The organism is Streptomyces scabiei 87.22, from assembly GCF_000091305.1.
Classification (GTDB): Bacteria; Actinomycetota; Actinomycetes; order Streptomycetales; family Streptomycetaceae; genus Streptomyces; species Streptomyces scabiei.
Genome location: NC_013929.1, coordinates 37,760 through 52,583, shown reverse-complemented (window position 1 = coordinate 52,583; position 14,824 = coordinate 37,760). Strand labels below are relative to the sequence as shown.

Annotated in this window: 9 protein-coding genes and 3 pseudogenes; 10 read left to right on the top strand and 2 right to left on the bottom strand. The window is 68.7% G+C overall.

The window, feature by feature from the left end; translation table 11 throughout:
• The first annotated feature begins 5 nt into the window (after positions 1 to 5).
• The 8 genes and pseudogenes from SCAB_RS00240 (at position 6) to SCAB_RS00200 (ending at position 8,718) form a co-directional block, all read left to right on the top strand.
• On the top strand, positions 6 to 1,343 hold the full coding sequence (locus SCAB_RS00240; RefSeq protein ID WP_005476725.1) for an L-fuconate dehydratase: 1,338 nt from the start codon (positions 6 to 8) through the stop codon (positions 1,341 to 1,343).
• The gene (locus SCAB_RS00235) at positions 1,340 to 2,098 is read left to right on the top strand and encodes an SDR family NAD(P)-dependent oxidoreductase (protein WP_012998037.1); all 759 of its coding nucleotides are present in this window, start codon (positions 1,340 to 1,342) and stop codon (positions 2,096 to 2,098) included. The genes SCAB_RS00240 and SCAB_RS00235 overlap by 4 nt, the downstream gene beginning before the upstream one ends.
• On the top strand, positions 2,095 to 3,123 hold the full coding sequence (locus SCAB_RS00230; RefSeq protein ID WP_012998036.1) for an aldo/keto reductase: 1,029 nt from the start codon (positions 2,095 to 2,097) through the stop codon (positions 3,121 to 3,123). The genes SCAB_RS00235 and SCAB_RS00230 overlap by 4 nt, the downstream gene beginning before the upstream one ends.
• Positions 3,120 to 3,485 (top strand): L-rhamnose mutarotase, encoded by a 366-nt coding sequence (locus tag SCAB_RS00225; protein WP_005476731.1) that lies wholly within the window; start codon positions 3,120 to 3,122, stop codon positions 3,483 to 3,485. Before SCAB_RS00230 ends, SCAB_RS00225 begins: the two co-directional genes overlap by 4 nt.
• Positions 3,486 to 3,645: 160 nt before the next feature.
• Positions 3,646 to 4,995, top strand: a complete 1,350-nt coding sequence (locus SCAB_RS00220) for an SAM-dependent methyltransferase (protein ID WP_005476733.1) — start codon at positions 3,646 to 3,648, stop codon at positions 4,993 to 4,995.
• A 62-nt stretch (positions 4,996 to 5,057) separates the two neighbouring features.
• Positions 5,058 to 5,893: pseudogene (locus SCAB_RS44145) on the top strand (IS5 family transposase).
• Positions 5,894 to 6,174: 281 nt separating this feature from the next.
• Positions 6,175 to 6,482, top strand: a pseudogene (locus SCAB_RS44140) (hypothetical protein); the annotation flags it as partial.
• A 1,183-nt stretch (positions 6,483 to 7,665) separates the two neighbouring features.
• Positions 7,666 to 8,718: an SGNH/GDSL hydrolase family protein gene (locus SCAB_RS00200; protein ID WP_005476736.1), complete on the top strand. Its 1,053-nt coding sequence runs from the start codon at positions 7,666 to 7,668 to the stop codon at positions 8,716 to 8,718.
• A gap of 316 nt (positions 8,719 to 9,034) precedes the next feature.
• On the opposite strand, the gene SCAB_RS49520 is transcribed toward SCAB_RS00200, so the two are convergent.
• Positions 9,035 to 10,113 (bottom strand): IS630 family transposase gene (locus tag SCAB_RS49520; RefSeq protein WP_422126112.1). Its coding sequence is split into 2 segments (ribosomal slippage): positions 9,035 to 9,612 and positions 9,612 to 10,113, totalling 1,080 coding nucleotides; the frame shifts between segments, so codons are not numbered across the junction.
• Between the two features lie 183 nt (positions 10,114 to 10,296).
• Here SCAB_RS49520 and SCAB_RS00185 point away from each other — a divergent pair.
• Together SCAB_RS00185 and SCAB_RS00180 are read left to right on the top strand one after the other, a co-directional pair.
• Positions 10,297 to 11,673: an IS1380 family transposase gene (locus SCAB_RS00185; protein ID WP_037723418.1), complete on the top strand. Its 1,377-nt coding sequence runs from the start codon at positions 10,297 to 10,299 to the stop codon at positions 11,671 to 11,673.
• A gap of 180 nt (positions 11,674 to 11,853) precedes the next feature.
• A pseudogene (locus SCAB_RS00180) lies at positions 11,854 to 13,224 on the top strand (IS1182 family transposase); the annotation flags it as partial.
• A 64-nt stretch (positions 13,225 to 13,288) separates the two neighbouring features.
• Here the strand turns inward: SCAB_RS00180 and SCAB_RS00175 are convergent.
• On the bottom strand, positions 13,289 to 14,593 hold the full coding sequence (locus SCAB_RS00175; RefSeq protein ID WP_041668741.1) for an IS256 family transposase: 1,305 nt from the start codon (positions 14,591 to 14,593) through the stop codon (positions 13,289 to 13,291).
• Positions 14,594 to 14,824 lie beyond the last annotated feature (231 nt).

The window sequence follows — 14,824 nt, the reverse complement described above, 5'->3', positions numbered from 1 at the left end:
CCCCCTTGACTACCACCTCCGCCCGGATCACCGCGGTCGACACCTACGACGTCCGCTTCCCCACCTCACGGGAGCTGGACGGGTCGGACGCGATGAACCCGGACCCCGACTACTCCGCTGCCTACGTCGTACTGCGCACCGACGCCGGCGACGGCCACGAAGGCCACGGCTTCACCTTCACCATCGGCCGCGGCAACGATGTCCAGGTCGCCGCGATCGACGCTCTGCGACCCCATGTCGTGAGCCGCTCGGTTCAGGAGCTGTGCGCCGACCCGGGCTCGCTGAGCCGCGACCTGATCGGCGACAGTCAGCTGCGCTGGCTCGGCCCCGAGAAGGGCGTGATGCACATGGCCATCGGTGCCGTCGTCAACGCCGTCTGGGATCTCGCCTCCAAGCGCGCCGGGCAGCCCCTGTGGCGGCTGCTCGCCCACGCGGAGCCCGAGTGGCTGGTCTCCCAGGTCGACTTCCGCTACATCACAGACGCCCTCACCCCCGAGGACGCCCTCACCCTTCTGCGCGACGGCCGGACCGGGCTCGCGCAGCGCGAGGCCGTCCTGCTGGAGCGCGGCTACCCCGGCTACACCACGTCACCGGGCTGGCTCGGCTACTCCGACGAAAAGCTCACCCGGCTGGCCAAGCAGGCCGTCGCCGACGGCTTCACCCAGATCAAGCTCAAGGTCGGCGCCGACCTGGACGACGACATCCGGCGTCTGCGCACCGCCCGCGCCGCTGTCGGCGACGGGGTACGCATCGCCATCGACGCCAACCAGCGCTGGAACGTGGACGAGGCTATCGAGTGGACCAATGCGCTCGCCGAGTTCGACCCGTACTGGATCGAGGAGCCCACCAGCCCCGACGACATCCTCGGCCACGCCTCCGTACGGCGGGCGGTGGCCCCCGTGAAGGTCGCCACCGGCGAGCACGTGCAGAACCGCATCGTCTTCAAGCAGCTCCTCCAGGCCGGCGCCATCGACGTGCTCCAGATCGACGCGGCCCGAGTCGGCGGGGTCAACGAGAACCTCGCGATCCTGCTCCTCGCCGCGAAGTTCGGGGTGCCGGTGTGCCCGCACGCCGGCGGTGTGGGTCTGTGCGAGCTGGTGCAGCACCTGTCGATGTTCGACTACCTGGCGCTGTCCGGAACAACGGACGACCGGGTCATCGAGTTCGTCGACCACCTCCACGAGCACTTCACCGCTCCCGTGGTGATGCGCGACGGCCACTACACCGCGCCGCTCATTCCCGGTTTCTCCGCCACCATGCGGGAGAAATCCATCGCCGAGTACCGCTACCCGGACGGCGCGTTCTGGGTGGCCGACCGCGCTGCTCAGAAGGAGGCGGCATGATCGGTCTGTCCGGGCTCAGGGCCGTCGTCACCGGCGGAGCGTCCGGTATCGGGCTCGCCACGGCCCGCGCACTGGCGGCCCAGGGCGCGTCGGTGGCCGTGCTCGACCTAGACCCGGGCGGTGTCAGTGAACCGCTGCTCGGCCTCCAGGCCGACGTCACCGACGACGTCTCCGTGCGCGCAGCCGTGGAACAGGCCGCCGAACGGCTCGGCGGTCTGGACATCCTCGTGAACAACGCGGGCATCGGCGCGGTGGGCACCATCGAGGACAACCCGGACGAGCAGTGGCACCGGGTCCTGGACGTCAACGTCCTCGGCATCGTCCGCACTACGCGCGCCGCCCTGCCCCACCTGCGCCGCTCCGCGCACGCGGCGGTCGTCAACACGTGCTCGATAGGCGCCACCGCGGGACTGCCGCAGCGCGCCCTGTACTGCGCCAGCAAGGGCGCGGTCCGCTCACTGACTCTCGCCATGGCCGCCGACCACGTCCGCGAGGGCATCCGCGTCAACTGCGTCAACCCCGGAACCGCCGACACCCCCTGGGTCGGCCGGCTCCTCGACGCAGCCGACGACCCCGAGGGCGAGCGGGCCGCACTCAACGCCCGTCAGCCCATGGGCCGCCTGGTCACCGCCGACGAGGTGGCGGCCGCGATCGTCTACCTGGCGAGTCCGGCCGCGGCGTCCGTCACCGGCACCTCGCTCGCGGTGGACGGCGGTATGCAGGGATTGCGGCTGCGCCCGGTGGACCGGTCGTGAGGACCACCACGCTGGGCGGCAGCGCCGTACCGGTCTCGGAACTGGCGCTGGGCTGTGCCGCCCTCGGCAACCTTCTCCATCCGGTCACGGATGAGGCCGCCCATGCCGCGGTGGAGGCGGCCTGGGACGTCGGTGTCCGCACCTTCGACACCGCGCCCCACTACGGTCTCGGTCTGTCGGAGCGGCGGCTCGGCGCCGCGCTGCGCGACCGTCCCCGTGACACCTACACCCTGTCCACCAAGGTCGGACGGCTCCTCGTGCCGGGCCGGGAGGAAGGCGCCGGCGACGACCTCGCCAACGGCTTCGCCGTCCCGGCCACCCACCGCCGCGTCTGGGACTTCAGCGCCGACGGAGTGCTGCGCTCCCTGGAGGCCAGCCTGGAACGTCTCGGCCTCGACCGCGTCGACGTGGCCCTGCTGCACGACCCGGACGGACACGCCGACCAGGCGTTGCGCGAGGCGTACCCGGCGCTGGAGCGGCTGCGCGCCGAAGGCGTGATCGGAGCGATCGGCGTCGGCATGAACCAGTCCGCCCTGCCCGCCCGGTTCCTGCGTGAGACAGACATCGACATGGTGCTGCTGGCCGGCCGCTACACCCTCCTGGAACAGGACTCGCTCACCGAACTGCTCCCGGAGGCAGCCGCTCGAGGCCGGAGTGTCGTCATCGGCGGGGTGTTCAACTCAGGGTTGCTGACGGCCCCCCGGCCAGGCGCCACGTACGACTACGCCCCCGCTCCGCAGCCGGTCCTCGACCGGGCGCTACGACTCCTCGCGGTCTGCGAACGCCATGACGTGCCACTGCGTGCCGCCGCGCTGCGCTTCCCGTTCGGCCATTCCGCGGTCGCGAGCGTCCTGACCGGGGCGCGCTCCTCCCACGAGGTGCGTGACACGGTGGAGCAGCTGCGGCGCCCGATTCCGGCCGCCCTGTGGGACGAGCTGCGCGCCGAGGGCCTGCTGGCCCCGGACACTCCTGTCCCCGCAGCCGCGCCGACCGGGGAAGCCATGCCGTCGGAGGAGCCGTCATGAAGGTCGCCCTGCACACCAAGGTCCGCGCCGACCGCATCGAGGAGTACGAGGCCGCGCACCGGCAGGTGCCCGAGCAACTGACCGTCGTCATCCGCGCCGCGGGCGTGGGGGAGTGGACGACCGGTGCGGCCGTGCGGCTACGACCTGCCCGTCATCGCACGGCCGGCCACGCCCCAGGGTCTGACAACGTGTCCGATCACGGCCTGTGCGGCGACCGGCGGGGGAGCCGCGGTCGCGACGGCCTTCGGGCGGTTGCCGCACGAGCTGTCCTGCTCGGACAGCCGCAGCCCTCGCTCTTGGTGTCGCCGTGGCGTCATGGATCGGCCAGGCGTGGGGAGCCTGTCGTGACCCGGACCGGATAACCGGCCATACCCCCATCAGCTGCTCGTACAGGATGTAGCTTTAATTTTCAATCATTGTCCGCTTGTACTCACGGCGCCGACCGCCGCCGCGGTGACCATGTGCCAGGCCCAGCCGCGGTGCGAGACGGGCGGGCCCCTGCGTTGAACTGAGAGAATTCACATGTCCGAAGCAGCCGCAGCAGTTCTGGCTCGTTTCAGTGAACAGGTGCTGGGTCTCCCCCTGCCCGTGGGAATCCGCCTCTGGGACGGCAGCACGGCCGGCCCCGAGGACGGGCCGGCCTTCGTCCTGCGTGACCGCGAAGCCCTTCGGCGTCTGCTGTGGCGGCCCGGCGAGCTGGGGCTCGCCCGGGCCTGGGTGGCCGGAGATCTGGAAGTCGACGGTGACCTGTACGAGCTGCTGAAGCGCATCTCGACGCTGGTGTGGGAACGGGACGAGCCCGGCAGCCGCACCGCGGCGTTCCGCCAAGCGCTGAGCGTACTGACCACACCCGCCACCCTGCGTACGGTGAGCCGGACGCTCGGCCTCGCGGGGATGGGGCTCCCGCCGGCTCCGCCCGCCGAAGAGGTGGTGCGCCGTCGCGGTCCCGCGCACAGCATGCGGCGTGACAAGGCGGCCATCAGTCACCACTACGACGTGGGCAACGACTTCTACGCCCTGGTGCTGGGCCCCTCACTCGTCTACTCCTGCGCCTACTGGCAGGGCGACCCGTCCTCCGGCTCCGGCGACACGCTGGAGCAGGCCCAGGAAGCCAAACTGGATCTGGTCTGCCGCAAGCTCGCCCTGCGCGAGGGACAGCGGCTGCTGGACGTGGGCTGCGGCTGGGGCTCGCTGGCCATGCACGCGGCCGAACGCTACGGCGTACAGGTCGTAGGGGTCACCATCTCGGTCGAACAGGCGGCATTGGCACGCGAGCGTGTCGCCGCGGCGGGGCTTGAGCACCTGGTGGAGATCAGGGTGCAGGACTACCGGCAGATCGACGACTCCCCCTTCGACGCGATCTCCTCGATCGGTATGGCCGAGCACGTCGGCAAGAAGCGCTACCGCGCGTACGCGGACATCCTGCACCGGCTGCTGAAGCCCGGCGGGCGGTTGCTCAACCACCAGATAGCGCGGCGCCCTTTGAGGGACGAAGGGGAGTACCGAATGGACCCCTTCATCGACCGGTACGTCTTCCCCGACGGCGAGCTGGCTCCCGTCGGTTCCACCGCGTCGCTGCTGGAGGAGGCGGGCTTCGAGGTGCGCGACGTCGAGGCCCTGCGCGAGCACTATGCCCTCACGCTACGTGAGTGGGTGGCCAACCTCGAAGCACACTGGGACGAGGCGGTCAAGCTGACCTCGCCCGGGCGGGCGCGGGTGTGGCGCCTGTATATGGCGGCCTCGGCGGTCGGGTTCGAGAACAACACGATGGGCGTCAACCAGGTGCTGGCGGTCAGGACCGATGGTGGCGGCCGGTCCGGCATGCCGTTGCGCAGGGATTTCCTGGGAACCTCGGCCTCGGCGCTCGCCTGACGCGGTGTCTCTCGACTTAGAGGTCCTAACAGAAGTTGTTGATCAAGTGACTTTCGGCTTGGGTGGTCGTTGGTCTGGCCGTGGGGAAACGTCAGTCGCGGCCGTGGATCGTGTCGGACGAACTGTGGTCGCTCATCGAGCCGTTACTGCCCGAGCCGGGGCCGAAGCTGGTGGCGGGCCGGCCGCGGGTGCCGGACCGACAGGCCCTGTGCGGGATCCTGTTTGTGCTGCACACGGGCATCCAGTGGGAGTACCTGCCCCAGGAGCTGGGCTTCGGCTCGGGCATGACCTGCTGGCGGCGCCTGGCCGCCTGGAACGAGGCCGGTGTGTGGGAGAAGCTGCACGTGGTGCTGCTGAAGAAGCTGCGGTCGGCGAAGCAGCTGGACTGGTCGAGGGCGGTGATCGACTCCTCCCACGTGCGGGCGGCCCGACGGGGCCCAAAAGCGGTCCCAGCCCGGTCGACCGCGCACGGCCGGGCAGCAAGCACCACGTCCTTGTCGACGGGCAGGGCATCCCGCTCGCGGTGTCGCTGACCGGCGGCAATCGCAATGACGTCACTCAGCTGATCCCGCTGCTGGACAAGATTCCACCCGTGGCCGGCACGGTCGGGCGGCCGCGGAGACGGCCGGACATGCTCTTCGCGGACCGCGGCTACGACCATGACAAGTACCGGCGACTGTTGCGGAAACGCGGCATCCGGCCCGCGATCGCCGAACGGGGCCAGCCACACGGCTCCGGCCTGGGCATCTTCCGCTGGGTCGTCGAGCGCACCCTCTCCTGGCTCCACGGCTTCCGCCGCCTGCGCATCCGCTGGGAACGACGCGACGACATCCATGAAGCCTTCCTCGGCCTCGCCACCTGTCTCATCACCCACCGACACGTCCAACGCCTTTGTTAGGACCTCTTAGGCCCCCGCACCCCCAGGTCTGAACAGCATCGACCCACCCCATCGTTGCTCCGGACGCGCTGAAACCCCGTGTCGCCCATGACGACGTGGCAGACGAGCGGGCAACGTCCCGGTCCGCACCGGACGCGTGAGGTGATTTCCCGTATGGGGCGTGCCCCGGCGGACCACTTGATGGCACGGCCGCCGGGGCACGTGGTCAGCGAGAGTCCAGATTCGCTGGTGGGGCTCGCGCTTCCACCGAACTCCTGGTTCACCGCCGCTCCCTGGGCGGTCGATACCTGCGCAGACGGCAGATCAAGCACACCATTCCCGAGCCGAGGGACCAGCGCGCCAACCGTCGTCGCCGCGGCAGCGACGGCGGCCGTCCCACCGGGTTCGACAAGCAGCTGTACAAGCCGCAATGAAGTCGAGCGCACGATCAACCTGGCTCAAAAACTCCAGGACCGTAGCTACGCGCTACGACAAACGCGCCTACGTCTTCCACGGCACCGTGACCCAACATGGAACCACGGCGACCGGCTGCGAGATCCGCCGGACACCCCCTAGCCGGCGAGGCTGGTGGCGTAGCCGCCACCGTTGAGCTGCGTGCCGCCGGCCCCCAAGGACAACACCGCCAAGAAGGCCAGGATCCTGATCGGCAGCAACGGCAACGTCACCGCGGCAAGTGCGTCGCAGTCTCCGGCGTCTCCACCCAGCCGCGAGCACTGAGCAACCAGTGGACCTGCGACTCTGGCAGCACCCTCAGCGCCAAGAAGAACCAGATCTGGCGCCTCCAGGGCATGCGCTGGCCTGCGTTCCTTCCATGAGGGCTACCGGCACCGGCAGGAGCCCATGGGCTCCCTTCCCCTGTTCCCGGACGGCCGCCGTCCGCGTCGTAGGCCGTCAGGTTGGGGTTGTCGGAGGTCGCCAGCGGCTTGAAGATCATGGTGTTGCCGAGGATCTTCCCGATACTGGTGCAGACACCGGCGCCGTCCTCCAAGCGGGCGCGAGCGAAGGTCCAGGGGACGGTCCTGCGGCGCCGATCCAGCATGACCCGCGCCCAGTTGTACGGCAGCGGCCCGGTCTTGATGCGGCGTCGGCTGTCTTCGCGGCCGAGTTCGACCGGCCGTCAAATCGCTCGTACGTTCATCGGCGAGTTCAACAGGCGTTCGGGGTCGAGCAGATCTGCCGTGTGCTGTCCAACTCCGCAGAAAAGCCAGGCTGGTTTAACCTTCAGCGTCTGCATTCCGCGACCGGCGTCGTTCCCGCCCGCCGAACACAAGGGCAATTACTACGCCCAACCAGCTCCAACCGGCGGCCGGCCCAACCCGTAGAGCCTCAACTGATCCCGGAGCGGTTCAGTGCGTGCAGGTGGGAGGTGCTGCCGCGCGGAGAATGCAGCCTCAGTCGATCACTCAGTGAATGGCTACCAACGGGTCCGGTCACCAATTCCCTGCCGACCGAGCCCTTCTGTTGATTACGAGTGCCATTGTGATCTTCCCTTTACCGGTCCCCATACCCAAGTCGGTGTCGCTCTTGCTAGGTTGATGTCCACACCTCCGAAGCGAAGTCGGGCAGATCCCGCAGTCTCACGGAGGCGTGCCCCCCATGCCTTTATCGAGGCCTTCTTCGGGTGCCCGAAAAACGTAGCGGCTGAATTCCCGCTGCCCTCCATCCGCACTTCACGCCGCGTCCTTCGGGCATTCACCCCCATCAACTGGAAAGTGCACACTTAAGTGATGAGACCCCTTCAGAGTGTCGGCTCCCGGCTGACTGTCGCTGCCATGACGATCGTGCTGGGCACGCCCGGACTGGCCACCGCCGACGAGGCGGCCGACGGCAACGACGCGACGTACTACATCTCGCTCGGCGATTCCCTGGCCTCTGGCTACCAGCCGGACGTCGACAAGGACACCGACGTCGCCTACACCGACCAGCTGTACACGCAGCTCAAGCAGCGCACTCCCGGGCTGAAGCACATACGTCTGGGCTGCACCGCTGAGACCACCGAGTCTCTGCTCAAGGGCGGCAAGTGTGACTACCCGAACGCCAAGTCCCAACTGGACGCCGCACTGAAGGCCATGGCCCAGCACCACGGCAAGGTCACCTATGTGACCCTCAGCGTGGGCGCGAACGACATCCTGCTCAACTGCGTCAGCCCGGCCGGCACCCTCGACGGGGCGTGCCTGAACAGCCGGAGCCAGACCATGGCGACCAACCTCGCCCAGATCGCCGGCGCGCTGCGCAAAGCGGGCGCGAAGGACACCCAGTTCGTGGGCTCGACGTACCACAACCCGTTCCTGGCGACCTGGTTGCTGGGCGCCGAGGGGCAGCAGGCCGCCAAGGAGTCGGCACCTCTGCTCGAGGCCGCCAACACGGGGATCACCCAGGTCTACAAGTCCACCGGCTTCAAGGTGGCGGACCTGCCCGGGACCTTCTCCTCAAACGACTTCACCACCCAGGTGAACGTACCCGGCGCGGGCGAGGTGCCGGCGAACGTGGCCAAGATCTGCCAGCTGACCTGGGCGTGCACGAAGAAGGACCCCCACCCCAACGCCGAAGGCCACAAAGTGATCGCGGGCGCCTTCGCGGCGGAGCTCGCCAGGAACGACGCGCCCGCTGCGGGCGCGACCCCGACCCCGACCCCGAGCGAGTCGGCCACGCCCGAGCCCGGCAAGGACACGGGGGCGAACGACCCGAAGACGAACGGAGATCTCGCCGAGACGGGCGCGTCGAGCAGTGCTCCCGTAGTCGCGGGTGCCGGTCTCGCGGTCGTGGCGGCCGGCGCCGCCGCGGTCTACTTCGCGCGCAGGCGCCGTACGGTCGAGGAGGGCTGACGCGTAGTCAGTTCATGCTGACCCGAGCAGCGGGCCGCTCGCGGTATCGCGGGCGGCCCGCTCGGGCTCGGCCACGGACGGCCCAGAAGCAGACCCCAGCCACCCCGGGGACCGTGCCCCCGCGAGCTCACCGACGGATGTACATGGATACGCTCCCCGCCCTGGTCTGCAAGATCACAAAATGCCGGTTCTGCGCTGCGGGCGTTGTCACGTTGTTGGGTGGGTGGGGCCTGACGGTGTATCGAGGCATGGTTCAGTCGGGCTCCGGTCTGTTGCTCAGGCCACTGCGGGCCGACCGGTTACTGACTTCGGCTCGTCAAGGTGACGCTGGATCGACGAGGGTCAGGCCGGTACCGGCTATGAAACCGTCGAGGGTGTGGGGCCGATACTGGAGGCGCTTGAGCCGGTTGCGGACCAGCGTTTCGAGCCGGTCGAGGGCGACCACTGCGAGGTTGGCCAGGCTGCGTTTGACGTGTGCCCATACCCATTCCACGGGGTTGAGATCGGGTGAGTAGGCGGGGAGCAGGAACACCGTCAGCCATTCGCGCTCGGCGATCAACTCACGCATGGCGTGGGAGACGTGGGTGTTCAGGCGGTCCCAGACCAGCACGATCGGCGCCTTGACGAGGTGGTGGGTGCCGTCGATCAGTGCGATGAAGTCGCGCTCGCCCATGCTGCGACGTGCGCCTTTGCCGGCGGGGTGGGTACGCAGGCGGTGGCACAGCCGGGTGCGGGAGCCGGGCCGCATCGCGATCAGTCCGGCCACCGACAGGCGTCCTGAGCGTCGTCCGCTGACGGTCACGACCGGGGTGCGGCCGCGCCGGCCCCAGGTACGTCCTTTGGGCGGTCGGCGGGTGAACCCGGCTTCGTCCTCGAAGCAGATGTAGCCTCCGCAGGCCGCCCGGGCTCTTTTACCTCGTCCCAGGTCGCCTCCTTCCAGGCGGTGACGGCCTGCTCGTCGCGCTCGGCGACCCGCCGCGCGGGGAGCTGGGGGCTGAAGCCGAGCCGGTGCATCAGCCTGGTGGCACCCGAGACGCTGTAGGAGACGTGGAACTTCCTGCCGATGAGCGTGGCCACCCTTGCCGCGGTCCACACCTGGTCCTCCACCCAGCCATGCTCGGCCGGCCCCTCCTCGAGATACCCGGCCAGCTTCTCCAGACAGCGAGGGGACAGTCGGCATCGCGATCCGCTCGGGCCATGGGAGGCCAGAGCCTCACGACCGCCGACCCGCCACAGTTGGTGCCACTGGTAAGCCGACTTCAGGCTCACCCGCAGGTGCTGTGCGACCTCCGACGGCTTGCTCTTCTGCTCGAACAGCTCGGCTGCCTGCATCCGTACTGTTTCCCGGCGCTGCCGCCCCGCAGCGGTCAGCCCACCCCCATCCGCATACCTCACAACACCACGGATATAGCCACCGCCCCAGGCCCTTCAGGGAGTTCAAGAAACTTCACCCTAACCTCGCGCTTTCACGAGGTGGGCTGTCCAAGAGTTGATCAGAAACACAGAAAGTGCCCTTGACCTGCAACGATAGGACTTGCTGAGGGTCCTGTTGGCTGCAAGGAAAAGAGCACTTTCCAGGTGAGAGAGCCTATCTCGTCGTACCCGCGTGTCCGTGTCCAGGGAGACGGTCGGCAGGTGGTCTCGCAGGCCGGTGCGGTCCTGCTGCTGGAGGCGGTCCGCAAGACGGGTCTTGACCAGGCGATATCGGCAGCCCTGGCGCCCTGGCGCAAGCCGCGGGCCGTCCACGATCCCGGGAAGATCCTCCTGGACCTCGCGCTGGCGGTCGCGATGGGCGGGGACTGCCTGGCCGATATCGGCATGCTGCGGGCCGAGCCGGCCGTGTTCGGGCCGGTCGCCTCCGACCCGACGGTCTCCCGCCTCATCGACACCCTCGCAGCTTCCGGGGAGAAGGCCCTACAAGCCGTCCGTTCCGAGCGGGCTGAAGTCCGTCAACGTGCCTGGCGGTTGGCCGGACGGGCAGCGCCTGATGCGGGCGGGACGGTGACCGTGGACCTCGACGGGGTGCTGGTGATCGCGCACTCGGACAAGGAGGACGCCGCACCCACCTGGAAGCGGACCTACGGCCATCACCCGCTGATGGGCTTCGTCGACCACGGACCGGGCGGCACGGGGGAACCGGTCGCGGCCCTGCTCAGACCAGGAAACGCGGGCTCGAACACCGCGTCCGACCACGTCACCGCCGCCCAACTGGCGCTGGCCCAGCTGCCGAAGAAGTACCGGCGTGGGCGCCGGACCCTGATCCGCACCGACTCCGCGGGCGGCACCCACGACTTCGTGGGCTGGCTCGCTCAGCGGGGACGGTGGCTGTCCTACTCGGCCGGCATGGTGATCACCGACGCGATCCACCAGCACGTGCTGAAGGTTCCGGCCTCGGCCTGGACGGCGGCCGTCGAGACCGGCGGCGAGATCCGGGACGGCGCCTGGGTCGCAGAACTCACCGGCGACGTTCTGGACGGCTGGCCCAGGGGGATGCGGCTGATCGTCAGGAAGGAACGGCCGCACCCCGGGGCACAGTTGAGGCTCACGGACGCGGACGGCTTGCGTCTGACGTGTTTCGCCACCAACACCTCCGGCCGACCGATCGCCGAGCTCGAGCTCCGTCACCGGCTGCGGGCCCGGGCCGAGGACCGCATCCGGGCCGCCCGGGCCACCGGCCTGCGGAATCTTCCTCTGCACCGCACGGCCCAGAACCGGATCTGGTTGGAGATCGTGCAGATCGCTCTCGACCTGCTGGCCTGGATGCCGATGCTCGCCCTGACCGGCAAGGCCCGTCTCTGGGAACCCCGCCGCCTGCGGCTCCGCCTGTTCACCACGGCGGGGCAGTTCGTGACCACCGGTCGTCGGCGGATCCTCCGCCTGGCAAGGCACTGGCCCTGGACCAGTCACATCACCGCCGCCCTCGAACGGCTCGCACGCCTGCCGAACCCGGGATGAACAACGGATTCACCCGCCCCTACGAGAGAACCCTCCAGCCGGAACAGTGGAACCCGGCGTCCATCCGAGACGACACTCGGGCCCTCAACCTGCCCAGCCTCAGCCCACAGCACGAAAACGGTCCACCGACCCCGTCGGCGGACCGTCACGCAAGATCGAGGCTAACGAGCCGAAGTCAGTAACGGGCTGTCGGACTTCGAGACGGTGCAGGAACTGCGGTGCGATCTGCGGTGGAAGGCAGGATGCGGGCTGGGCCTTCACGACATGGCGTTCGATCCGTCACTGCTGGCCTACTTCCGCCGCCGGCTTGCCCGTTCCGCCCGCCCGAACCGCATCTTCGAGGCCGTGCGCGAGGTCGTGAAGGCCACCGGTGTCCTCAAGGGCAAGCACCGCCGGGCGCTGGACTCCACCGTGCTGGACGACGCGGTCGCGACCCAGGACACCGTCACCCAGATCATCGCCGCCGTCCGCGCGGTGATCCGCGAGGTCCCCGGGGCCGACGCGGTCGCCGCTGCCCAGTGCGGCGCGCACGACTACACCGACCCGGGCAAACCGAAGATCGCCTGGAACGACGAGCAGGCCCGCGCCGAGCTGGTCGACGCACTGGTCACCGATGCCCTGCGGCTGCTGGGCCACCTGCCCGAACAGCAACTCGGCGACAAAGCCGCGAACGCGGTGGGCATCCTGGCCCTGGTCGCAGGCCAGGACGTCGAGCCCGCCGAGGACTCCGACGGCCGCGACGGCCGCTGGCGCATCACCCAAGGCACCGCCCCGAACCGGATGGTCTCCACCATCGATCACGAAGCACGCCACGTGCACAAGACCCGCAGCCACCGGCAGGACGGCTTCAAGGCCCACCTGGCCGTCGAGCCCGAGACCGGGGTATACACCGCCGTCGCCCTCAGACCCGGCGCCGGGCCCGAGCACCACGAGGCCGCGGTCGGCCTGGACCTGCTCGCCGAGGAGGACACCCCGGTGGACGCCTTCGGTGACACCGCCTACTCCACCGGCGACGCCCGCCAGGCCCTGAACGAGGCCGGGCACCGGCTGTTCCTCAAACCCGCCCCGCTGCGGCCCGCCGTCCCCGGCGGCTTCACCCTCGACGACTTCGCCATCGACACCACCACCGCCCTCGTGACATGCCCGGCCGGACACACCGTGGCCCTGTCCGACCCCGGCGGGCAGCACCACCAACGCAAAGCCTCCTTCGGTAACTTATGCACCGGATGCCACCTGCGCGAGCGGTGCACCAAAGCCAGGGCCGGACGCATCCTGACCATCCGACCGCACCACGACCTCCAGACAGCCGCCCGCCACCAGGCAGCCACCGACCCCGGCTGGCAGGCCGACTATCGCCGCTGGAGACCACCGGTCGAACGCGCCGTCGCCTGGCTCGTCCACCACGGCAACCGGCGCCTGCGCTACCGCGGCACCATCAAGAACAACCTCTGGCTCCACACCCGAGCCGCCGCCCTCAACCTCCGCCGACTGATCAACCTCGGACTCACCCACACCAGCGGCAACTGGCACATCGCACCGGCCGGTACATGACCGGAGGGGCTGTCCGGCCTGACGGCCGGGTGTGTCAACTTAACGGCTGATCTTGGTTGTTGAGTTATCGCTGGTCGGTGGGGGTCAGGCGGCCATCGAAGGCGATCTGGAAGGCGTTGAGAGGTGCCTTCCAGCGCATCGTCCAACGGCGCCGCCCCTTGCCCGTCGGGTCCAGGCTCATCAGTGCCATGTAGACGCACTTCAACGCGGCGGCCTCTGTGGGGAAGTGGCCGCGGGCCCGAACCGCCTTGCGGATCCGGGCGTTCACACTCTCAATCGCGTTCGTGCTGCAGATGACCTTGCGGATTTCGACGTCGAAGGACAAGAAGGGCACCATCTCGGCCCAGGCGTCGGACCACAGCTTGATCACGGCCGGATACTTGGTGCCCCACCTCTCGGAGAACTCCAAGAAGCGTTCGGTCGCGGCGGCCTCGCTGGGAGCGGTGTAAACGGGCTTGAGGTCCTTGGCGACCTTGTCCCAGTCCTGGCGGGCACAGTACCGGATGCTGTTGCGAATCAAGTGAACAATGCACGTTTGGACGACAGTGCGGGGCCAGACCGTCTCGACCGCGTCCGGCAGACCCTTCAGCCCGTCGCAGACGAGCATCAGGACATCTTCAGTTCCGCGATTCTTCAGCTCGGTGAAGACCTGCAGCCAGTGCTTGGCGCCCTCACCACCGTCACCGGCCCAGATCCCGAGAATGTCCCGGGTGCCCTCGACCGTGACGGCCATCGCAACATAGACAGGACGGTTGGCGACCTTGCCATCGCGAATCTTGACGTTGATGGCATCCACGAAGACAACCGGGTAAACGCGGTCCAGCGGGCGGGCCTGCCATTCCGCCATGCCCTCCACCACCTTGTCCGTAATCGTGGTGATGGTCTGCTTGGACACCTCCGCCCCGTACACCTCGGCCAGATGAGCCGATATCTCCCCGTGCGTGAGGCCCTTCGCGGACAGGGACAGCACCATCTCGTCCACGCCGGTCAGTCGACGCTGCCGCTTTTTCACGATCTGCGGTTCGAAGGTTCCGGCGGTGTCACGGGGCACCTTCACCTCGACCGGGCCGACATCCGTCAGCACCGTCTTGGCCCGGGTGCCATTACGGCTGTTGCCGCTGTTCCTGCCGGCCACATCGTGCTTGTCATAGCCGACGTGATCGGTGATCTCGCCCTCCAGGGCGGACTCAAGCACCCGCTTGGTCAGCTGCTGCAGCAGCCCACCCTGCCCGGTCAGCTGCAGCCCCTCCGACCGGGCACGCTCCACCAGCATCGCGACGAGCTGCTCGTCGGACACGGGCGCAGCCTGCCCCAACTGGGCACTCTCGACAGGCTCCACGCTCTCCAACTCCACGGCGGTATCAGTCATTTGGCGTCTCTCCCATGATCGTCGGATCCGCCGTTAGATTTACACTCCCTGACGGCCGAACAGCCCCTCACCAAGATCTTCATCGACCTTCTAGTACTGCAACGGTGCTTGTTCTGAGTACTGGGCAGTTCAGGGGCTGTGTCCGCGTCGTTTGTAGTGGCTGATGCGGGCTTGGTGCTGGCGTCGGCGGCGCCAGTGGGACCAGTGCAGGATGTGGTCGACCGGTGCTGG

Bases quoted from the DNA above. Each gene is read 5' to 3' on its own strand.
- SCAB_RS00235 (WP_012998037.1), top strand. From the start codon at position 1,340: ATGATCGGTCTGTCCGGGCTCAGGGCCGTCGTCACCGGCGGAGCGTCC.
- SCAB_RS00200 (WP_005476736.1), top strand. From the start codon at position 7,666: ATGACGATCGTGCTGGGCACGCCCGGACTGGCCACCGCCGACGAGGCG.
- SCAB_RS00225 (WP_005476731.1), top strand. From the start codon at position 3,120: ATGAAGGTCGCCCTGCACACCAAGGTCCGCGCCGACCGCATCGAGGAG.
- SCAB_RS00175 (WP_041668741.1), bottom strand. From the start codon at position 14,593: ATGACTGATACCGCCGTGGAGTTGGAGAGCGTGGAGCCTGTCGAGAGT.
- SCAB_RS00220 (WP_005476733.1), top strand. From the start codon at position 3,646: ATGTCCGAAGCAGCCGCAGCAGTTCTGGCTCGTTTCAGTGAACAGGTG.